Origin of the sequence: Blastococcus sp. HT6-4, from assembly GCF_039679125.1 — a bacterium.
Classification (GTDB): Bacteria; Actinomycetota; Actinomycetes; order Mycobacteriales; family Geodermatophilaceae; genus Blastococcus; species Blastococcus montanus.
The window spans coordinates 3,786,029-3,806,521 of the sequence record NZ_CP155551.1; the positions used below are offsets into that span (position 1 = coordinate 3,786,029).

Consider the following 20,493-nt stretch of genomic DNA (forward strand, 5'->3'; position numbering starts at 1 on the left):
CTGACTGCCCTTACTGGATGTTGACGTCGACCGAGGCCGGCAGGTCGATGCGCATGAGCGCGTCGACCGTCTTCGGCGTCGGGTCGAGGATGTCGATGAGCCGCTTGTGGGTCCGCATTTCGAAGTGCTCGAAAGAGTCCTTGTACTTGTGCGGAGACCGGATCACGGCATAGACGTTCTTCTCCGTCGGCAGCGGCACCGGACCGACGACGCGCGCTCCGGTCTTCGTCACCGTTTCCACGATGCGCCGCGCCGAGGCATCGATCGCCTCGTGGTCGTAGGCCTTCAGCCGGATGCGGATCTTCTGTCCCGCCATCGCCTGTTCTCGCTCCTGCCGATCGGTTGTGAAAGTTCAAGTGGGTCTGCTGACCCGCGAGTGGGCCCGTGGACCCTTCAACGGGCGGCGGCCGTTCCCCGGCCGCCGCCCGTCGAGGTGTTACTTGAGGATCTTCGTGACGCGCCCGGCGCCGACGGTGCGGCCACCCTCGCGGATGGCGAAGCGGAGGCCCTCCTCCATGGCGATGGGCTGGATCAGCTCCACCGTCATCTCGGTGTTGTCGCCCGGCATGACCATCTCGGTCCCGGAGGGCAGGGTCACCACACCGGTCACGTCCGTCGTCCGGAAGTAGAACTGGGGACGGTAGTTGTTGAAGAACGGCGTGTGACGACCGCCCTCGTCCTTCGAGAGGATGTAGACCGAGCCCTCGAAGTTGGTGTGCGGGGTGATCGAGCCCGGCTTCACGACGACCTGGCCGCGCTCCACGTCCTCGCGCTTGATGCCGCGGAGGAGCAGACCCACGTTGTCGCCGGCCTGGCCCTGGTCGAGCAGCTTGCGGAACATCTCGACGCCGGTGACGGTCGTCTTCGTCGAACCCTCGCGGATACCGACGATCTCGATCTCCTCGGAGACCTTGACGATGCCGCGCTCGACGCGACCGGTCACGACGGTGCCACGACCGGTGATGGTGAAGACGTCCTCGACGGGCATGAGGAACGGCTTGTCGATCTCGCGCTCCGGCTCCGGGATCGCGGTGTCGACGGCGTTCATCAGCTCCATGAGCTTGTCGCCCCACTCGGCGTCGCCCTCGAGCGCCTTGAGCGCCGACACGCGGACCACGGGGACGTCGTCGCCCGGGAACTCGTACTCGGAGAGCAGCTCACGGACCTCCAGCTCGACGAGCTCGAGGATCTCCTCGTCGTCGACCATGTCGGCCTTGTTGAGCGCCACCACGATGTAGGGGACGCCGACCTGGCGGGCCAGGAGCACGTGCTCCTTGGTCTGCGGCATCGGGCCGTCGGTGGCGGCGACCACCAGGATGGCGCCGTCCATCTGCGCGGCACCGGTGATCATGTTCTTGATGTAGTCGGCGTGCCCGGGGCAGTCGACGTGCGCGTAGTGCCGGTTCTCGGTCTGGTACTCGACGTGCGCGATCGAGATCGTGATGCCGCGAGCCTTCTCCTCGGGCGCCTTGTCGATCTGGTCGAACGCCGAGGCCTCGTTGAGGTTCGGGTACTTGTCGTGCAGGACCTTGGTGATCGCCGCGGTCAGCGTCGTCTTCCCGTGGTCGATGTGCCCGATGGTCCCGATGTTGACGTGCGGCTTGGTCCGCTCGAACTTGGCCTTGGCCACTGGGGTTCCTCTCCTCGTGGTTACGCAGGTGGTGCGTGCTCTGGGGTGGTGGCACTGCTCGGAGAACGCGGGCGGTGGGCCCGCATTCCGGTCGTTCGACTGCTACTCGCCGGTCACCTTGGGGGCGACCATGGCTCGATTCCGGGATCGCTCCGCTCCTCGGGCCACGGACGGCCCTGCGATGCTCACTCCCCCGTCACCTTCGCGATGATCTCCTTGGCGACGTTGGCCGGGACCTCGGCGTACGAGTCGAACACCATCGAGTAGCTCGCCCGTCCCTGGGTGCGGCTGCGCAGGTCGCCCACGTAGCCGAACATCTCCGACAGCGGCACCAGGGCCTTGACGACGCGGGCGCCGGAGCGCTCCTCCATCGCCTGGATGGTCCCGCGGCGGGAGTTGAGGTCGCCGATGACGTCACCCATGTTGTCCTCGGGCGTCGTCACCTCGACCGCCATCAGCGGCTCCAGCAGGGCCGGGCTGGCCTTGCGCGCCGCCTCCTTGAAGGCGATCGATCCGGCGATCTTGAAGGCCATCTCCGAGGAGTCGACCTCGTGGTACTGGCCGTCGAGCAGGCTCGCCTTGACGCCCACCATCGGGTAGCCGGCCAGCACGCCGTACTGCATGGCGTCCTGCATGCCCTGGTCGACCGAAGGGATGTACTCCTTCGGGATGCGACCGCCGGTGACCTTGTTCTCGAACTCGTAGGTCGCCGAGTCGGCGGACATCTCCAGCGGCTCGATCGCGATCTGGACCTTTGCGAACTGCCCGGAGCCACCGGTCTGCTTCTTGTGCGTGTAGTCGTAGCGCTCGACGGCCTTGCGGATGGTCTCGCGGTAGGCCACCTGCGGCTTGCCGACGTTGGCCTCGACGTTGAACTCGCGCCGCATGCGGTCGACGAGGATCTCCAGGTGCAGCTCGCCCATACCGGAGATGACGGTCTGGCCGGTCTCCTCGTCCAGCTTCACCTGGAAGGTCGGGTCCTCCTCGGCGAGCTTCTGGATCGCGGTGCCGAGCTTCTCCTGGTCGCTCTTGGTCTTCGGCTCGATGGCGACCGAGATGACCGGGGCGGGGAAGCTCATCGACTCGAGGATCACCGGCTTCTGCGGGTCGCAGAGGGTGTCACCCGTCGTCGTCTGCTTGAGGCCGTTGACCGCCACGATCTGACCCGCGCCCACGCCGGCGCGCTCTTCACGCTTGTTGGCGTGCATCTGGTAGATCTTGCCGATCCGCTCCTTGCGGTCCTTGGTGCTGTTGAGCACCGCGGACCCGGCGTCGAGCCGGCCGGAGTAGACGCGGACGTAGGTGAGCTTGCCCAGGTGCTGGTCGGTCTGGATCTTGAAGGCCAGCGCCGAGAACGGCTCGTCCTCGTCGGCGTGCCGCAGGACCTCGGTCTCGCCGTCCAGCGCGGTGCCGACGATCGCCTCGATGTCCAGCGGGCTGGGGAGGTACTCCACGACCGCGTCGAGCAGGGGCTGCACGCCCTTGTTCTTGAACGCGGTGCCGGTGAGGACCGGGTTGACCTGGCCGCCGATCGTGGCCTTGCGGATGGCCGCCTTCAGCCGGTCGACCTCGATCTCCTCGCCGCCGAGGTAGTCCTCCATCAGCGAGTCGTCGAAGTCGGCGATGTTCTCGAGCAGCTTCTCGCGGTACTCGGCGGCCTGGTCGGCGAGCTCGGCGGGGATCTCCTCGATGGCGTAGTCCTCGCCCATCTTGGTCTCACCACGCCAGGTGAGGGCCTTCATGGTGACCAGGTCGACGACGCCGATGAAGTCGGCCTCGGCACCGATCGGCAGCTGCAGGACCAGCGGGTTGGCCGCCAGCCGCTCCACCATCATGTCGACGCAGCGGAAGAAGTCGGCACCGGTGCGGTCGAGCTTGTTGACGAAGCACATGCGCGGGACGCCGTACTTCTCCGCCTGCCGCCACACCTGCTCGGTCTGCGGCTCGACGCCCGCGACACCGTCGTAGACGGCGACCGCGCCGTCGAGGACGCGCAGCGACCGCTCCACCTCGACGGTGAAGTCGACGTGCCCGGGGGTGTCGATGATGTTGATGTCGTGGCCGTTCCAGGAGCACTTCGTCGCGGCCGACGTGATGGTGATGCCGCGCTCCTGCTCCTGCTCCATCCAGTCCATCGTGGCCGCGCCGTCGTGGACCTCACCGATCTTGTACGTGATACCGGTGTAGAAGAGGATGCGCTCGGTGGTGGTCGTCTTGCCGGCGTCGATGTGCGCCATGATCCCGATGTTCCGGGTCTTGCGGAGCTGGGCCTCGTTGCTGGCCATTGCTTCTCCTCTTGGATCAGGTCCGTGTGCGGGTGCCGGGGCTACGACATCGAGAAGCGCCCCGGGAGTCCCGCCGACGGCGGGCGCTGGTGATTACCAGCGGTAGTGCGCGAAGGCCTTGTTCGACTCGGCCATCTTGTGCGTGTCCTCGCGCCGCTTGACGGCGGCACCGAGACCGTTGCTGGCGTCGAGCAGCTCGTTCATGAGGCGCTCGGTCATCGTCTTCTCGCGGCGGGCCCGGCTGTACTGGATGAGCCAGCGCAGGCCGAGGGTCGTGCTGCGGGAGGCGCGGACCTCGACCGGGACCTGGTAGGTCGCGCCACCGACACGGCGGCTGCGGACCTCGAGGGCCGGCTTGACGTTGTCCAGCGCGCGCTTGAGCGTGACCACCGGGTCGGTGTCGGTCTTGGCGCGGGCACCCTCGAGGGCGCCGTAGACGATCGCCTCGGCGACCGAGCGCTTGCCGTCGACCAGGACCTTGTTCACCAGCTGGGTCACCAGCGGCGACTGGTACACCGGGTCGGCGACCAGCGGACGCTTCGGCGCGGGGCCCTTGCGCGGCATTAGCTCTTCTCCTTCTTCGCGCCGTACCGGCTGCGAGCCTGCTTGCGGTTGCGGACACCCTGGGTGTCCAGCGACCCGCGGATGATCTTGTAGCGCACGCCGGGCAGGTCTTTCACACGGCCGCCGCGCACGAGCACCATCGAGTGCTCCTGCAGGTTGTGGCCGACGCCCGGGATGTAGGCGGTCACCTCGATGCCACTGGTCAGGCGGACGCGAGCGACCTTGCGCAGCGCCGAGTTCGGCTTCTTCGGCGTCGTCGTGTAAACGCGCGTGCAGACTCCGCGACGCTGGGGCGAACCCTTGAGCGCCGGGGTCTTGGTCTTCTCGACCTTGTCCTCGCGGCCCTTGCGGACCAGCTGGTTGATCGTGGGCATGGGTGGCCTGGATCTCCTACCTGCGCTGGGGTGAAGCTGTCGATTTCCTGCTGACTACGTCGTGCTCTGCGGGGTGGTGCTCGGGTGCCGGCTCCTGGCGGAACCTTCCCGACCCCGGCCGTGTTCCACCGTCCGGTCCACGCGGTCGGGTGTGTCGCCCTCCCCGGGACCGGCCCGTGTCGGACCGAACTCGGTTGCCCCTCGCGACTCGGCGCCGCCACCCTCCCCGGCAGGGCCGGGAGGACGGTCCCCGGCGACCTCGAGATTGTCATCTCTGGCCGCCCAGGCGCACCGCGAACGGGAGCAGGCCCAGGGCACCCTGGGCACGGCTGACCACGATACCCGCGCCTGCGGAGCCGGTCAAAGCCGGGTGCCTCACACCCGTCGACAGGTCGACCGGGAACGGCGCGGGCGGCAGCCGGGGTGACCGGACACTACCGGCGCCGGCCTCTCCCGGACAGCTCCACCGGGCCCCCCGTGCCGGGACCGATAGCGTGCGGACGGCGCCAACGGTGGCGCCGGGAGACAGAGGAGTGCACGTGCGCATCGGCATCCAGGCCAGCTACAGCGGTGGCTTCCAGGAGACGGCGGCGGAGATCCGCGACCTGGAGGCCGCCGGTCTCGACCTCGCCATGGTGGCCGAGGTCTACACGTTCGACGCGGTGAGCCAGCTGGGGTACCTCGCGGCCGTCACGGAGCGCGTGGAGCTGCTCAGCGGCATCCTGCCCATCTACAGCCGGACGCCGGCGCTCACCGCGATGACGGCGGCCGGCCTGGACTTCGTCTCCGGCGGCCGCTTCACCCTCGGCCTGGGCGCCTCGGGGCCGCAGGTGATCGAGGGCTGGCACGGGCTGCCCTACGACGCGCCGCTGCAGCGCACCCGCGAGGTCGTGGAGATCTGCCGGCAGGTCTGGCGCCGCGAGCGGCTGGACCACCAGGGCAAGAAGTACAGCGTGCCGCTGCCCGCCGACCAGGGCACCGGCCTCGGCAAGCCGCTGAAGCTGATCAACACGCCGGTGCGCGAGCGGATCCCGGTCATGCTGGCCGCCCTCGGCCCGAAGAACGTCGAGCTCGCCGCGGAGATCGCCGAGGCGTGGGAGCCGATCTTCTTCGTGCCCGAGAAGGCGGCGTCGGTGTGGGGCGAGTCCCTGGCCGCCGGCAAGGCCAAGCGCGACCCCGCACTGGGCGACCTGCAGGTGATCACCGGCGTCCCGGTGGCGATCGGCGACGACGTCGAGGGCATGCTGGACTTCGTCCGGCCGGCGCTCGCCCTCTACATCGGCGGCATGGGCGCCCGCGGCAAGAACTTCTACAACGACCTCGCCGTCCGCTACGGCTACGCCGACGAGGCGAAGACGATCCAGGACCTCTACCTCGACGGGAAGAAGGACGAGGCGGCCGCCGCGGTGCCCGACGAGCTGGTGCGGGCGTCGTCCCTCATCGGTCCCGAGTCCTACGTGGCCGAGCGGATCGCCGCCTTCCGCGAGGCGGGCGTCTCGACGCTGATGCTCCAGCCGCTCGACGGCAGCCGCGAGGGTCGCCTGAGGACCGTGGAGACGATGAAGCGTCTCGCCGGCTGAGCACCCCGCGCCGCGCCTCCTCCCCCACCGCCGCGCGTCCTCCCTCACCGTCCGCGCTGGGGGAGGACGCGCCACGATCAGGTCACCTGATCCCGGCGCACCCGCCCCGGCACGCGAAAGGGCCCCGCAGGTCAGCCGACCTGCGGGGCCCTTTCGTCACTGCCTAGGCGAGGGGATCAGCCCCGCCAGTCGTACTCCTCGAGCCGCACGGCCTCGCCGGTGCCCTGCCCGAAGACGTCCGGGCTGTAGTACTGCCCGTCCTCGTAGCCGGCCATCGTGTAGACCGCGGCGCGCGCCTCCTCGGTGGGCTCGACCGTGATGTTCCGGTAGCGGCTGATGCCCGTACCCGCCGGGATCAGCTTTCCGATGATCACGTTCTCCTTGAGCCCCAGCAGGCTGTCGCTCTTGCCCTGGATCGCGGCGTCGGTGAGCACCTTGGTCGTCTCCTGGAAGGAGGCGGCCGACAGCCACGACTCGGTCGCGAGCGAGGCCTTGGTGATGCCCATCAGGACCGGACGGGCCGAGGCCGGCTCGCCGCCCTCGGCGACGACGCGGCGGTTCTCCGTCTCGAAGATCGTCCGCTCGACCAGCGCACCGGGCAGGAACTCCGTCGCGCCCGAGTCGATGATGGTCACCCGCTTCAGCATCTGGCGGATGATCACCTCGATGTGCTTGTCGTGGATCGACACACCCTGCGAGCGGTAGACCTCCTGGACCTCGCGGACGAGGTGCAGCTGCACCTCGCGCGGGCCCATGATCCGCAGCACCTCGTGCGGGTCGACCGCACCCTCGGTCAGCTGCTCCCCCACCTCGACGTGCGCGCCGTCCTCGACCCGCAGCCGCGACCGGCGCGACAGCTTGTCGTAGACGACCTCGTCCGAGCCGTCGTCCGGGGTGATCGTCAGCTTGCGGAACTGCTCGCCGTCCTCGATCCGGACGGTGCCCGCCAGCTCGGCGATCGGCGCCTTGCCCTTGGGGACGCGGGCCTCGAAGAGCTCCACCACACGCGGCAGACCGTGGGTGATGTCCTCACCCGCGACACCACCGGTGTGGAAGGTGCGCATCGTCAGCTGGGTGCCGGGCTCACCGATCGACTGGGCGGCGATGATGCCGACCGCCTCGCCGACGTCCACGAGCTTGCCGGTCGCGAGGGACCGGCCGTAGCAGGTGGCGCAGGTGCCGAGCAGCGACTCGCAGGTCAGGACGCACCGGACCTTGACCTCGGACACCTGGGCGTCGATCAGCGCCTGGATCAGCACGTCACCCAGGTCGGAGTTGGCCTGCGCGATGACCGTCCCGTCCTCGGCCACCACGTCGGCGGCCAGGGCGCGGGCGTAGACGCTGGTCTCCACGTGGGCGTCACGGGTGACCCGGCCGTCGACCACGGTGCCGATCGGCATGAGGACGCCGCGGTCGGTGCCGCAGTCCTCCTCGCGGATGATGACGTCCTGCGAGACGTCCACCAGACGACGGGTGAGGTACCCGGAGTCGGCGGTCCGCAGCGCCGTGTCGGCCAGACCCTTGCGGGCACCGTGCGTGGAGATGAAGTACTCCAGCACCGACAGACCCTCCCGGAAGTTGGCCTTGATCGGCCGCGGGATGATCTCGCCCTTCGGGTTGGCGACCAGACCACGCATACCGGCGATCTGGCTGATCTGCATCATGTTGCCTCGGGCACCCGAGTTGACCATGACCCAGACGGGGTTGGTGGTCGGGAAGTTGTCCACCATCGCCTGGGAGACCTCGGCCCGCGCGCGGGTCCAGATCTCGATCAGCTCGCCACGACGCTCGGCGTCGGTGATGACGCCGCGCTCGTACTGCTTCTCGATCTTGGCGGCCTCGGCCTCGTGCCGGTCCAGGATCTCCTGCTTGGCCGGCGGGGTGACCACGTCGTCGATGGCGATCGTGATCCCCGCGCGGGTGGCCCAGTGGAAACCGGCCGACTTGAGGGCGTCCAGCGTCGCCGCGACCTGCACCTTGGGGTAGCGCTCGGCGAGGTCGTTGACGATCGCCCCGAGCTCCTTCTTCGGCACCTGGTAGTTGACGAAGCGGTAGTCCTCGGGCAGGGCCTCGTTGAACAGCACCCGGCCCAGGCTGGTCTGCACGATCGCGGGGGCGCCCGGCGTCCAGTCCTCCGGCTGCTCCCACGGATCGTTGACCGCACCGTTGTCGACGCCGTAGACCTCGTCGAGCCGGATCCAGGCGCGCTCCTGCAGCGCCAGGTCACCCTTGTCGTAGGCCATGACGGCCTCGGCGGCCGACGAGAAGGCACGCGGCTGGCCACCGTCGGCCTCCAGCGGCGAGGCCACCAGGGTCGTCAGGTGGTACAGGCCCAGCACCATGTCCTGGGTCGGCGCGGTGATCGGACGACCGTCGGCCGGGCTCAGGATGTTGTTGCTGGACAGCATCAGGATCCGGGCCTCGGCCTGAGCCTCGGCCGACAGCGGAAGGTGCACCGCCATCTGGTCACCGTCGAAGTCCGCGTTGAACGCGGTGCAGACGAGCGGGTGGATCTGGATGGCCTTGCCCTCGACCAGCTGCGGCTCGAAGGCCTGGATGCCCAGGCGGTGCAGCGTCGGCGCCCGGTTCAGCAGGACCGGGTGCTCGGTGATGACCTCTTCCAGCACGTCCCAGACGACGGGGCGGGCGCGCTCGACCATCCGCTTGGCGGACTTGATGTTCTGCGCGTGGTTGAGGTCGACCAGCCGCTTCATCACGAAGGGCTTGAACAGCTCCAGCGCCATCTGCTTGGGCAGGCCGCACTGGTGCAGCTTCAGCTGCGGGCCGACGACGATGACCGAACGGCCGGAGTAGTCGACGCGCTTGCCGAGCAGGTTCTGGCGGAACCGGCCCTGCTTGCCCTTGAGCAGGTCGCTCAGGGACTTCAGCGGACGGTTGCCCGGACCGGTGACCGGCCGGCCGCGACGGCCGTTGTCGAACAGCGCGTCCACGGACTCCTGGAGCATCCGCTTCTCGTTGTTCACGATGATCTCGGGGGCGCCCAGGTCGAGCAGTCGCTTCAGCCGGTTGTTCCGGTTGATCACGCGGCGGTACAGGTCGTTCATGTCGCTGGTGGCGAAGCGGCCACCGTCGAGCTGCACCATCGGGCGCAGGTCCGGCGGGATGACCGGGACGCAGTCCAGCACCATGCCCATGGGCGAGTTGCGGGTCTGCTGGAAGGCCGCGACGACCTTCAGCCGCTTGAGCGCCCGCAGCTTGCGCTGGCCCTTGCCGCTGCGGATCGTCTCGCGCAGGGAGACGGCCTCGGCGTCCAGGTCGAAGCCGGCGAGCAGCTTCTGCAGCGCCGCGGCGCCCATGCCGCCCTCGAAGTACTCACCGAAGCGGTCGCGCAGCTCCCGGTAGAGGCCCTCGTCGGCGATGAGCTGCTTGACCTCGAGCTTGCGGAAGGTGTCCATCACCTCGTCGAGGCGGTCGATCTCCCGCTGGGAGCGGTCGCGCAGCTGGCGCATCTCGCGCTCGCCGCCCTCGCGCACCTTGCGGCGGACGTCGGACTTGGCGCCCTCGGCCTCGAGCTCGGCCAGGTCGGCCTCGAGCTTCTGCTGGCGCGCCTCGACGTTGGCGTCCCGCTGACCCTCGAGGTTGGACTTCTCCGCGCTGATCTCGGCCTCGATGGTCGGGAGGTCGCGGTGGCGCGCCTCGTCGTCGACCGAGGTGATCATGTAGGCCGCGAAGTAGATGATCTTCTCGAGGTCCTTGGGCGCCAGGTCGAGCAGGTAGCCCAGCCGCGACGGCACCCCCTTGAAGAACCAGATGTGGGTGACCGGCGCGGCCAGCTCGATGTGGCCCATCCGCTCACGGCGGACCTTGGCGCGGGTCACCTCGACGCCGCAGCGCTCGCAGATGATGCCCTTGAACCGGACCCGCTTGTACTTGCCGCAGTAGCACTCCCAGTCCCGGGTGGGACCGAAGATCTTCTCGCAGAAGAGACCGTCCTTCTCCGGACGCAGGGTCCGGTAGTTGATGGTCTCGGGCTTCTTCACCTCACCGTGCGACCACTGGCGGATGTCGTCGCCGGTGGCCAGGCCGATGCGGAGCTCGTCGAAGAAGTTGACGTCGAGCAAGGTGGTGACCCCTTTCCGGGGCTAGTTCTTCGCTTCTAGGTCAGAGGTGGGGAGCCGGCCGGCCCCGATGGCTCGGGGCCGGCCGGCGGCCGATCAGACGTCCTCGACGGACGACGGCTCGCGGCGGGACAGGTCGATGCCCAGCTCCTCCGCGGCCCGGAAGACCTCGTCGTCGGTGTCGCGCAGCTCGATCGCCTGCCCGTCGCCGGAGAGCACCTCGACGTTGAGGCACAGCGACTGGAGCTCCTTGAGCAACACCTTGAACGACTCCGGGATGCCCGGCTCGGGGATGTTCTCGCCCTTGACGATCGCCTCGTAGACCTTGACGCGGCCGAGGATGTCGTCGGACTTGATGGTGAGCAGCTCCTGCAGCGCGTAGGCCGCGCCGTAGGCCTGCATCGCCCAGCACTCCATCTCGCCGAAGCGCTGGCCACCGAACTGCGCCTTACCACCCAGCGGCTGCTGCGTGATCATCGAGTACGGGCCGGTCGAGCGGGCGTGGATCTTGTCGTCGACCAGGTGCAGCAGCTTCAGGATGTAGACGTAGCCCACCGAGATCGGCTCGGGGAAGGGCTCCCCGGACCGGCCGTCGAACAGCCGCGCCTTGCCGGTCTCCTTGACCATCCGGTCGCCGTCCCGGTTCGGGATCGTCGAGCCGAGGAGTCCGACGATCTCGTCCTCCTTGGCGCCGTCGAACACCGGGGTGGCGGTACGGGTGCCGGGCCCGGCGGCCTTCGCCTTCTCGGGCAGGTTCTTCGCCCAGTCCGGATCCCCGTCGACCTGCCAGCCCTGCTTGGCGACCCACCCGAGGTGGGTCTCCAGGACCTGGCCGACGTTCATGCGGCCGGGGACGCCGAGCGGGTTCAGGACGATGTCGACCGGGGTGCCGTCCTCGAGGAACGGCATGTCCTCCTGCGGCAGGATCTTCGAGATGACGCCCTTGTTGCCGTGGCGGCCGGCGAGCTTGTCGCCGTCGGAGATCTTGCGCATCTGGGCGACGTAGACCCGGATCAGCTCGTTGACGCCGGCGGGCAGCTCGTCGCCGTCCTCGCGCGAGAACACGCGGACGCCGATGACCTTGCCGGACTCACCGTGCTTGACCTTGAGGCTGGTGTCGCGGACCTCGCGGGCCTTCTCGCCGAAGATCGCCCGCAGCAGCCGTTCCTCGGGGGTCAGCTCGGTCTCGCCCTTGGGGGTCACCTTGCCGACGAGGATGTCGCCGGGGACGACCTCGGCACCGATGCGGATGATGCCGCGCTCGTCCAGGTCGGCCAGCACGTCCTCGGAGACGTTCGGGATGTCCCGCGTGATCTCCTCGGCACCGAGCTTGGTGTCGCGGGCGTCGACCTCGAACTCCTCGATGTGAATCGAGGACAGGACGTCGTCCTGCACGAGGCGCTGCGACAGGATGATCGCGTCCTCGTAGTTGTGGCCCTCCCACGGCATGAAGGCGACGAGCAGGTTCTTGCCCAGCGCCATCTCGCCCTTGTCGGTGCACGGACCGTCGGCGATGACCTGGCCGACCTCGACCCGCTGGCCCTCGTCGACGACGGGGCTCTGGTTGATCGAGGTGCCCTGGTTGGAGCGACGGAACTTCAGCAGCCGGTAGGTCTGCCGGGTGCCGTCGTCGGCCATGACCGTGACGTAGTCGGCGGTGGAGTCCTCGACCACACCGGCCTTCTCCGCCACGACGACGTCGCCGGCGTCGACGGCGGCACGCAGCTCCATGCCGGTGCCGACCAGCGGCGCCTCGCTGCGCAGCAGCGGGACGGCCTGACGCTGCATGTTCGCGCCCATGAGCGCGCGGTTGGCGTCGTCGTGCTCGAGGAACGGGATCATCGCCGTCGCGACCGAGGTCATCTGCCGCGGGGAGACGTCCATGTAGTCCACGTTCTCGGGGGCGAGGTAGTCGACCTCACCGCCCTTGGTGCGGACCAGGACGCGCTCCTCGGCGAGGCGACCCTGCGCGTCGAGCGGGCTGTTGGCCTGCGCGACGACGAAGCGGTCCTCCTCGTCGGCGGTCAGGTAGTCGATCTGGGTGGTGACGGTGCCGTTCTCGACCTTGCGGTACGGCGTCTCGATGAAGCCGAAGGCGTTCACCCGGCCGAACGAGGACAGCGAGCCGATCAGGCCGATGTTCGGGCCTTCCGGGGTCTCGATCGGGCACATCCGGCCGTAGTGGCTGGGGTGCACGTCGCGGACCTCCATGCCCGCGCGCTCACGGGACAGACCACCCGGGCCCAGCGCCGAGAGGCGGCGCTTGTGGGTCAGGCCCGCGAGCGGGTTGGTCTGGTCCATGAACTGCGAGAGCTGGCTGGTGCCGAAGAACTCCTTGATGGAGGCGACGACCGGCCGGATGTTGATCAGCGTCTGCGGCGTGATCGCCTCGACGTCCTGGGTGGTCATCCGCTCGCGGACGACGCGCTCCATGCGGGACAGGCCGACCCGGATCTGGTTCTGGATCAGCTCGCCGACGGTGCGGAGGCGGCGGTTGCCGAAGTGGTCGATGTCGTCGGTGCCGTGCTCGGGCTCGCCGGCGTGCAGGCGCACGACGTACTCGATGGTGGCGACGATGTCGTCCTCGGTCAGCGTCTGCGTGCCCTGCGGGACGTCGACACCCAGCTTCTTGTTGACCTTGTACCGGCCCACCTTCGCCAGGTCGTAGCGCTTCGGGTTGAAGAACAGGTTCTCCAGCAGCGCCTGCGCCGACTCACGCGTCGGCGGCTCGCCCGGCCGCAGCTTGCGGTAGATGTCGAGCAGGGCCTCGTCCTGCCCGGCGATGTGGTCCTTCTCCAGGGTGGCGAGGATCGTGGGCGACCACTGGAAGTGCTCGCGGATGCGGTCCTCGCCCCAGCCCAGCGCCTTCAGCAGCACGGTGACCGGCTGGCGGCGCTTGCGGTCGATGCGGACGCCGACGGTGTCGCGCTTGTCGACGTCGAACTCCAGCCACGCACCGCGGCTCGGGATGACCTTGGCGGAGAAGACGTCCTTGTCCGAGGTCTTGTCCAGCGTCTTGTCGAAGTAGACGCCGGGGCTGCGGACCAGCTGCGAGACGACGACGCGCTCGGTCCCGTTGATGACGAAGGTGCCCTTGTTCGTCATGATCGGGAAGTCGCCCATGAACACCGTCTGGCTCTTGATCTCGCCGGTGGTGTTGTTCATGAACTCGGCGGTGACGAACAGCGGCGCCGCGTACGTCATGTCCTTGTCCTTGCACTCCTCGAGGGACGCCTTGACGTCCTCGAAGCGCGGGTTGGAGAAGGACAGGGACATCGAGCCGCTGAAGTCCTCGATCGGCGAGATCTCCTCGAGGATCTCGGCCAGGCCGCCGACGGCCGCGGCCTGCTCCTCGGGCGAGAGGGTGGCCCGCCACTCGGGGCTGCCGACCAGCCAGTCGAACGACGCGGTCTGCAGCGCCAGCAGGTCGGGGACCTCGAGCGGCTCGGAGATCTTGGCGAACGAGACGCGGAGCGGCGCGCCCGGGATCTTCGCCTGGTCGGCCTCGCCGGTGCGGGGACCCGCCGCGGGAGACTGGTTCTGCATGCCCGAGGGGCCGGATTCGGTGGTGCTGGGGTTGATGCTGGTGGGGCGAGAGCCTGCCAAGATGCGTCCTTCCAAGGACCTCACGACGTGCGGGCGGTGTGCTGCGGGGTCGTCCTGGGTCGTCGTCGGTAATGGCGAGGCTGTCCGCGACGGCCGTACGCCCTGCGACGGGTCAGCGCGGGAGTCACCCGGAGGATTCCCGGGCACCCGTCGTGACCCGTCTTGGCGGGCAGGCAGTCAGAGGGCAGCGCAACAGGAGACCCTACCCCTGCTCTTGCGCGTTGTCCACGCGGGGGGTACCGGTGCGACCGGCACCACATCCCGGGACGCGCGGGCCCGGGATGACCGGGGCCGGCGGGGTGTGCGCCGGCTCCATGATGCCAGCCGGCCGTCGTCACCGGGACCGCCACGCCGAGGGGCAGGACCCCTCCTCCCCGCCCTCCCGCGCCCGGGGACGGGACCTGCGCACATGCCACAGGGGCCGCCCTCCGTGCGGAGGACGGCCCCTGTGCGGGGTGGTGCGATCCCCGGCTCACGCCGGGGAGGGGTCACGTGACCGTGACGTACCCGGCGATCGAGACCGCCGGGCAGGGGGTCACTTGACGGTGACGGTGGCGCCGGCGCCCTCGAGAGCGGCCTTGGCCTTCTCGGCGGCGTCCTTGGCGACCTTCTCCAGGACCGGCTTCGGCGCGTTGTCGACCAGGTCCTTGGCCTCCTTGAGGCCGAGCGAGGTCAGGCCGCGCACCTCCTTGATGACCTGGATCTTCTTGTCGCCAGCAGCCTCGAGGATGACGTCGAACTCGTCCTGCTCGGCGGCGGCCTCGTCGCCACCGCCGCCGCCACCGGCGGCCGGGGCGGCCGCGACGGCGACCGGGGCAGCCGCGGTGACGTCGAACGTCTCCTCGAACTGCTTCACGAAGTCGGACAGCTCGAGGAGGGTCATCTCCTTGAAGGCGTCGAGCAGCTCGGCGCTGGAAAGCTTGGCCATGGTGTCTCCTTCTGGGATCAGTCGTCGCTGGCCGCGTCGGCGGCCGGCGATTCGGTGGCCTCGGCGGCCGTGTCAGGGGTGGTGTCGGCAGCAGCGGTCTCGGCGGCGGGAGCCTCGGCAGCCGGTGCGTCGGCGGCCTTCTTCTCCTGCAGCGCGGCGGCCAGCCGGGCGACCTGCGACAGCGGGGCCTGGAACAGCCCGGCAGCCTTGGTCAGGTTGCCCTTCATCGCGCCGGCCAGCTTGGCCAGCAGGACCTCACGGCTCTCGACGTCGGCGAGGCGGGTGACCTCGGCGGCGTCGACCGTGCGGCCCTCGACCACGCCGCCCTTGACGACGAGCAGCGGGTGGGCGCGCGCGAAGTCACGGATGGCCTTGGCGGCGTTCACCGGGTCGCCCTGGATGAAGGCGATCGCGGTGGGGCCGTTGAGCAGCGGGCCCAGGTCGGAGAACCCGATCTGGTCCGCCGCACGCTTCGTCAGGGTGTTCTTGACGACGGCGTAGCTGCTGCCCTCACCGAGGGAACGGCGCAGCTGGGTCAGCTGGGCCACGGTCAGCCCGCGGTACTCGGTGAGCACCGCTGCGCTGGACGACTGGAACCGCTCGGTGATCTCGTCGATCACCGCGGCCTTCGCCTGCGTGGGCATGGGCCTCCTCTCGTCTGTCGGGCGACCTCTGGCCGCGGCACGACGACGGGCGATCGACGCCCCGGAGACACGAAACGCCCCGGCGCAGGGCGCACGGGGCGAAGGGCGGGCGCACATCGGCACCCGACTCTCGAACCGTCCTCCTGCGCGGGCCGCCCGGTATCCGGGCCCTTCGATCGCACGCGGACGTGCGACGACCAGCGGTCTTGGGGGGAACAGCCAGAAGGATACGCCATCCGGTGGCGCCGGCGGCGACCACCCGGTCGGAAGGGACGTGGATCACGCGAACCCACCCCCGGGACGGCGGAGGCCCCGCCGCGCAGCTGCGCGGCGGGGCCCCTTCGGTCGCGTGTCAGGCGGTCGGCTCGTCCACCGTGAGGTTGCGGGTGCGGTTCGGGTCGACCGGGATGCCCGGGCCCATCGTCGTGGAGATGGTGACCTTCTTGACGTACCGGCCCTTGGCGGCGGCGGGCTTGGCCCGGAGCACCTCGTCGAGCGCGGCGGCGTAGTTCTCGACCAGCTTGGTCTGGTCGAACGACGTCTTGCCGATCACCAGGTGCAGGTTGGCCTGCTTGTCGACGCGGAAGTTGATCTTCCCGCCCTTGATGTCGTTGACGGCCTTGGTGACGTCGGGGGTCACGGTGCCGGTCTTCGGGTTCGGCATCAGGCCGCGGGGGCCGAGGATGCGGGCGATCCGGCCGACCTTGGCCATCTGGTCCGGCGTCGCGATCGCCGCGTCGAAGTCCAGGAAGCCGCCCTGGATGCGCTCGATCAGGTCGTCGGAGCCCACGACGTCGGCGCCGGCGGCCTCGGCCTCGGCGGCCTTGTCACCGGTCGCGAAGACGATGACGCGGGCGGTCTTGCCGGTGCCGTGGGGCAGGTTGACCGTGCCACGGACCATCTGGTCGGCCTTGCGCGGGTCGACACCCAGCCGCATGGCGACCTCGACGGTGGCGTCGTAGGCGGTCGTCGACGTCTCCTTGGCCAGCGAGGCGGCCTGGAGCGGGGTGTACAGGTTGTCGCGGTCGACCTTGTCGGCCGCGGCGCGGAACTTCTTGCCGTGCTTCGCCATGGTGATTCCTCTCCGGGCTGCGCCCGGTCGTGTGGTGCACGGGCCGGCGTGGCCCTCCCACAGTTGCTGCTGGAGCGGCCCGCTGCGTGCGCAACGGGATCCTGCCTACTTGACCGTGATGCCCATCGACCGCGCGGTGCCGGCGATGATCTTCTCGGCCTGCTCGAGGTCGTTGGCGTTGAGGTCGGCCATCTTCGTCTGGGCGATCTCGCGGACCTGGTCACGGGTGACCGAGGCGACCTTGGTCTTGTGCGGCTCGCCCGAGCCCTTCTCGACACCGGCGGCCTTGAGCAGCATGCGCGCCGCCGGCGGGGTCTTGGTGACGAACGTGAAGGTCCGGTCCTCGAAGACCGAGATCTCCACGGGGATGACGTTGCCGCGCTGCGACTCGGTCGCGGCGTTGTACGCCTTGCAGAACTCCATGATGTTGACGCCGTGCTGGCCCAGCGCCGGACCCACGGGCGGCGCGGGGGTGGCCGCACCGGCGTTGATCTGGAGCTTGATGACCGCGGTCAACCGCTTCCTGGGGGGCATGCTCTGTTCTCCGGTTCAGGTTGGGTGGTGAAGTCTTCGGGGCTCGTCCGTCAGATCTTCTGGACCTGGCTGAACGACAGCTCGACGGGCGTCTCGCGGCCGAAGATGGAAACCAGCACCTGCAGCTTCTGCTGCTCGGCGTTGATCTCGTTGATGGTGGCGGGCAGCGTCGCGAACGGGCCGTCCATGACGGTGATCGACTCGCCGACCTCGAAGTCGACGACGGCGGCCGGGGCGGCGGCAGCGCCGCCACCGGTCGACGCGGCCGCCTCGGCGGCCCGCGGTGCCTGCGGGGCGGTCGCCGGGACGAGGATCTTGACGACCTCGTCGAGGGTGAGCGGCGAGGGCTTGGACGTGGCGCCGACGAAGCCGGTGACGCCGGGGGTGTTGCGGACCGCGCCCCACGACTCGTCGTTGAGCTCCATGCGGACCAGCAGGTACCCCGGCAGGACCTTGCGGTTGACCTGCGACCGCTTGCCGTTCTTGATCTCGGTGACCTCCTCGGTGGGCACCTCGATCTGGTAGATGTAGTCCTCCACGTCGAGGGACTGGATGCGCGCCTCGAGGTTGGTCTTCACCTTGTTCTCGTAGCCGGCGTACGAGTGGACGACGTACCAGTCGCCCGGTGCGATCCGCAGCGCCTTCTTCATCGCCTCGGCCGGGTCCTCGTCCTCCTCGACGGCGAGGTCGGAGTCGGCGGCTGGCTCGGCGAGGGGGTCGGTGCCCAGGGTGTCGGGGTCGCCGCTCTCGATCTCCGGGGTCACGTCGGCCACCTCGCCGTCGGAGATGGGGACGCCTGCGGCGATGTCGGCGGTGTCGCTGGAGCCCTCGGCGGCGTTGGCCTCGCCGGCGCCGGTCTCGACGTCGGCGGTGCCACGCGCGTCGAAGCGGGCGTCGTCCAGATCGATGCCCTCGACCGCGCTGTCGGTCTCGAAGGGCTCGCGGGGGTCGGTCACAGAAGTCTCTTCTTTCTCAGGGGGCGTTCAGGCACGGGACGACGGGTCAGCCGAAGACGGCGATCACGCCCTGTGCGAAGAGCAGGTCGAGCCCGGCCACCAGGGCGACGATGAACGCCACGAACACGATGACCACGGTGGTGTAGGTGATCAGCTCGCGCCGGCCCGGCCAGATGACCTTGCGCAGCTCGGCGGCCACCTCGCGGAGGAACCGCAGGAGCGAACGCCGGGGCCGGTTCTCCTCGGCCCGGTCACGCTCCGCCGCTGCCCGGGAGCGCGTCGGGGCGCCCTCGCGGGCCGGGACCGACGCGGTGCTGGCGGCGCGCCGTGTGCGGGGCGCCGGCTCCTCGTCCTCGTCGTCGTCGGCGGTGATCCGGCCGCGCCGCCGACGGGTGGGCCCGGCGACGACCTTGTCCTCCTCGGACTCCGCCTCGCCGACCACCTCGTCCTCGGCGGCCTCGAGCGCCCCGGCGTCGTCGACGCCCGGGGCCTCGTGGTCGAGCTGCTCGTCGGTGAGCTCGGCGTCGGAGGCGGCGCGAGCGTCGTCCTCGCGGTCCGGCTTCTCGTCGCTCACTGCGCCTCGCTCGCCTCGTCGTGGTGGCCGCTCGCGCGAGGGCCGTCTGCCGTGTGGTGCGGGATCGTGCTGGCAGGGGTGACAGGACTTGAACCTGCAGCCTGCGGTTTTGGAGACCGCTGCTCTGCCAATTGAGCTACACCCCTGTGCCCTGAGCGGGCCCCGGGACCGCCGTCCCGCCGCGGTGGCACCCGACCTCGGGAGAGATCCGGGGCACGCCGGTGGCGGGGTCAACTGCCCCGAGGCCAGCAAGTGTACGGGACCGGCCCGGCGGTCGGCCAACCTCCTGCCGGGCCACCACCCGGCGGCGGCCCGCGCGGCCACGGCGGCGGTCGCCCCGCCCGCCCGCCGCCGTCTTTGACACGATGGGCCCATGACCGCCGCCTCCGCCCCGGAGCCCGCCCACCCGACCGACCAGCCGGCCACCGAGCGTCGCATCTCCCGCCGCGTCGGCGCGATCGCCGAGTCCGCGACGCTGGCGGTCGACGCCAAGGCCAAGGCGCTGAAGGCCGCCGGCAAGCCGGTGATCGGGTTCGGGGCCGGGGAGCCGGACTTCCCGACGCCGGACTACATCGTCGAGGCCGCCGCCGCCGCGTGCCGCCAGCCGGCGATGCACCGGTACACCCCGGCCGGCGGCCTCCCCGCGCTCAAGGACGCGATCGTGGCCAAGACCGCGCGCGACTCCGGCCTGCAGGTCGCCGCCAACCAGGTGCTGGTCACCAACGGCGGGAAGCAGGCCGTCTACGAGGCGTTCGCCGCCCTGCTCGACCCGGGCGACGAGGTGCTGCTGCCCGCGCCGTACTGGACGACCTACCCGGAGGCGATCGCGCTCGCCGGCGCGGTGCCCGTGCCGGTGGTCGCCGACGAGCAGAGCGGCTACCTGGTCTCGGTGTCGGAGCTCGAGGCGGCCCGCACGCCGCGGACCAAGGTGCTGCTGTTCTGCTCGCCCTCGAACCCGACCGGTGCGGTCTACCCGGCCGAGCAGGTCGAGGAGATCGGCCGGTGGGCCGCCGAGCACGGGCTGTGGGTGCTCACCGACGAGATCTACGAGCACCTCACCTACGGCGGGGCGACCGCCCCCTCGATGCCGGTGCTGGTGCCCGAGCTGGCCGACCGCTGCGTGGTCGTCAACGGCGTGGCCAAGACCTACGCCATGACCGGCTGGCGGGTCGGCTGGATCCTCGGCCCGGCCGACGTCGTCAAGGCGGCGACGAACCTGCAGTCGCACGCCACGTCCAACGTCGCCAACGTCTCGCAGGCGGCGGCGGTGGCGGCGCTGACCGGTGACCTGTCCGCGGTGGCCACGATGCGCCAGGCGTTCGACCGGCGCCGGCAGACCATCGTGTCGATGCTGCGGGAGATCCCCGGCGTCGCCTGCCCCGAGCCGCAGGGGGCGTTCTACGTCTACCCGTCGGTGAAGGGGCTGCTCGGCCGGGAGATCGCCGGCCGCACGGCGCACAGCAGCGTGGAGCTGGCCGAGCTGATCCTGGACGAGGCCGAGGTCGCCGTCGTGCCCGGTGAGGCGTTCGGCACCCCCGGGTACCTGCGCATGTCCTACGCCCTGGGCGACGACGACCTCGTCGAGGGCGTCGGCCGGCTGCAGCGGCTGCTCGGTCAAGCCGACTGAACGAGGACCCCGTCCCCCCTCACGCCTCCGCGAGAAGGGG

General features: G+C 69.8%; 15 protein-coding genes and 1 tRNA gene. 2 read left to right on the forward strand and 14 right to left on the reverse strand.

All coding sequences use genetic code 11. From position 1 onward, the window contains the following. Positions 1-10: 10 nt before the first annotated feature. The 5 genes from rpsJ to rpsL form a co-directional block, all read right to left on the reverse strand. On the reverse strand, positions 11-316 hold the full coding sequence (rpsJ, locus tag ABDB74_RS18105) for a 30S ribosomal protein S10 (RefSeq protein WP_014377994.1): 306 nt from the start codon (positions 314-316) through the stop codon (positions 11-13). A 120-nt stretch (positions 317-436) separates the two neighbouring features. Next, positions 437-1,630: an elongation factor Tu gene (gene tuf / locus ABDB74_RS18110; protein ID WP_346620141.1), complete on the reverse strand. Its 1,194-nt coding sequence runs from the start codon at positions 1,628-1,630 to the stop codon at positions 437-439. Between the two features lie 185 nt (positions 1,631-1,815). Continuing rightward, positions 1,816-3,915 (reverse strand): elongation factor G, encoded by a 2,100-nt coding sequence (gene fusA, locus ABDB74_RS18115; RefSeq protein ID WP_346620142.1) that lies wholly within the window; start codon positions 3,913-3,915, stop codon positions 1,816-1,818. Between the two features lie 93 nt (positions 3,916-4,008). Then, positions 4,009-4,479, reverse strand: a complete 471-nt coding sequence (gene rpsG / locus ABDB74_RS18120) for a 30S ribosomal protein S7 (RefSeq protein ID WP_091929116.1) — start codon at positions 4,477-4,479, stop codon at positions 4,009-4,011. After that, on the reverse strand, positions 4,479-4,853 hold the full coding sequence (gene rpsL / locus ABDB74_RS18125) for a 30S ribosomal protein S12 (protein WP_012950487.1): 375 nt from the start codon (positions 4,851-4,853) through the stop codon (positions 4,479-4,481). Before rpsL ends, rpsG begins: the two co-directional genes overlap by 1 nt. 539 nt (positions 4,854-5,392) lie before the next feature. Here rpsL and ABDB74_RS18130 point away from each other — a divergent pair. Next, entirely contained in the window at positions 5,393-6,433 is a 1,041-nt protein-coding gene (locus ABDB74_RS18130; RefSeq protein WP_346620143.1) for an LLM class F420-dependent oxidoreductase, read from the forward strand. A 176-nt stretch (positions 6,434-6,609) separates the two neighbouring features. On the opposite strand, the gene ABDB74_RS18135 is transcribed toward ABDB74_RS18130, so the two are convergent. The 9 genes from ABDB74_RS18135 to ABDB74_RS18175 all read right to left on the reverse strand — a co-directional run bounded on the left by ABDB74_RS18135 (position 6,610) and on the right by ABDB74_RS18175 (position 18,972). Beyond that, complete coding sequence (locus tag ABDB74_RS18135) at positions 6,610-10,515, reverse strand: DNA-directed RNA polymerase subunit beta' (protein WP_346620144.1); 3,906 nt, start codon at positions 10,513-10,515, stop codon at positions 6,610-6,612. Between the two features lie 93 nt (positions 10,516-10,608). Beyond that, positions 10,609-14,118, reverse strand: coding sequence for a DNA-directed RNA polymerase subunit beta (rpoB, locus tag ABDB74_RS18140; RefSeq protein WP_346620145.1), 3,510 nt, complete (start codon positions 14,116-14,118; stop codon positions 10,609-10,611). Between the two features lie 535 nt (positions 14,119-14,653). Next, the gene (rplL, locus tag ABDB74_RS18145; RefSeq protein WP_346620146.1) at positions 14,654-15,046 is read right to left on the reverse strand and encodes a 50S ribosomal protein L7/L12; all 393 of its coding nucleotides are present in this window, start codon (positions 15,044-15,046) and stop codon (positions 14,654-14,656) included. Positions 15,047-15,063: 17 nt separating this feature from the next. Then, entirely contained in the window at positions 15,064-15,690 is a 627-nt protein-coding gene (gene rplJ / locus ABDB74_RS18150) for a 50S ribosomal protein L10 (protein ID WP_346620147.1), read from the reverse strand. A 352-nt stretch (positions 15,691-16,042) separates the two neighbouring features. Further along, entirely contained in the window at positions 16,043-16,762 is a 720-nt protein-coding gene (rplA, locus tag ABDB74_RS18155; protein ID WP_346620148.1) for a 50S ribosomal protein L1, read from the reverse strand. 105 nt (positions 16,763-16,867) lie between these two features. After that, positions 16,868-17,296 (reverse strand): 50S ribosomal protein L11, encoded by a 429-nt coding sequence (rplK, locus tag ABDB74_RS18160; protein ID WP_346620149.1) that lies wholly within the window; start codon positions 17,294-17,296, stop codon positions 16,868-16,870. A 50-nt stretch (positions 17,297-17,346) separates the two neighbouring features. Beyond that, positions 17,347-18,252, reverse strand: a complete 906-nt coding sequence (gene nusG, locus ABDB74_RS18165) for a transcription termination/antitermination protein NusG (RefSeq protein ID WP_346620150.1) — start codon at positions 18,250-18,252, stop codon at positions 17,347-17,349. A gap of 46 nt (positions 18,253-18,298) precedes the next feature. After that, a complete protein-coding gene (gene secE, locus ABDB74_RS18170; RefSeq protein WP_346620151.1) occupies positions 18,299-18,826 on the reverse strand; it encodes a preprotein translocase subunit SecE in 528 nt (175 codons plus the stop codon). A 70-nt stretch (positions 18,827-18,896) separates the two neighbouring features. After that, a tRNA-Trp gene (locus tag ABDB74_RS18175) sits at positions 18,897-18,972 on the reverse strand. Between the two features lie 227 nt (positions 18,973-19,199). Here ABDB74_RS18175 and ABDB74_RS18180 point away from each other — a divergent pair. Beyond that, entirely contained in the window at positions 19,200-20,453 is a 1,254-nt protein-coding gene (locus ABDB74_RS18180; protein ID WP_346620152.1) for a pyridoxal phosphate-dependent aminotransferase, read from the forward strand. Positions 20,454-20,493: the final 40 nt, after the last annotated feature.

Coding starts and splice junctions, on each gene's coding strand:
- rplK (WP_346620149.1), bottom strand. CDS start 17,296: ATGCCCCCCAGGAAGCGGTTGACCGCGGTCATCAAGCTCCAGATCAAC.
- rplA (WP_346620148.1), bottom strand. CDS start 16,762: ATGGCGAAGCACGGCAAGAAGTTCCGCGCCGCGGCCGACAAGGTCGAC.
- rpsG (WP_091929116.1), bottom strand. CDS start 4,479: ATGCCGCGCAAGGGCCCCGCGCCGAAGCGTCCGCTGGTCGCCGACCCG.
- rplJ (WP_346620147.1), bottom strand. CDS start 15,690: ATGCCCACGCAGGCGAAGGCCGCGGTGATCGACGAGATCACCGAGCGG.
- rpsJ (WP_014377994.1), bottom strand. CDS start 316: ATGGCGGGACAGAAGATCCGCATCCGGCTGAAGGCCTACGACCACGAG.
- rpsL (WP_012950487.1), bottom strand. CDS start 4,853: ATGCCCACGATCAACCAGCTGGTCCGCAAGGGCCGCGAGGACAAGGTC.
- fusA (WP_346620142.1), bottom strand. CDS start 3,915: ATGGCCAGCAACGAGGCCCAGCTCCGCAAGACCCGGAACATCGGGATC.
- ABDB74_RS18180 (WP_346620152.1), top strand. CDS start 19,200: ATGACCGCCGCCTCCGCCCCGGAGCCCGCCCACCCGACCGACCAGCCG.
- rplL (WP_346620146.1), bottom strand. CDS start 15,046: ATGGCCAAGCTTTCCAGCGCCGAGCTGCTCGACGCCTTCAAGGAGATG.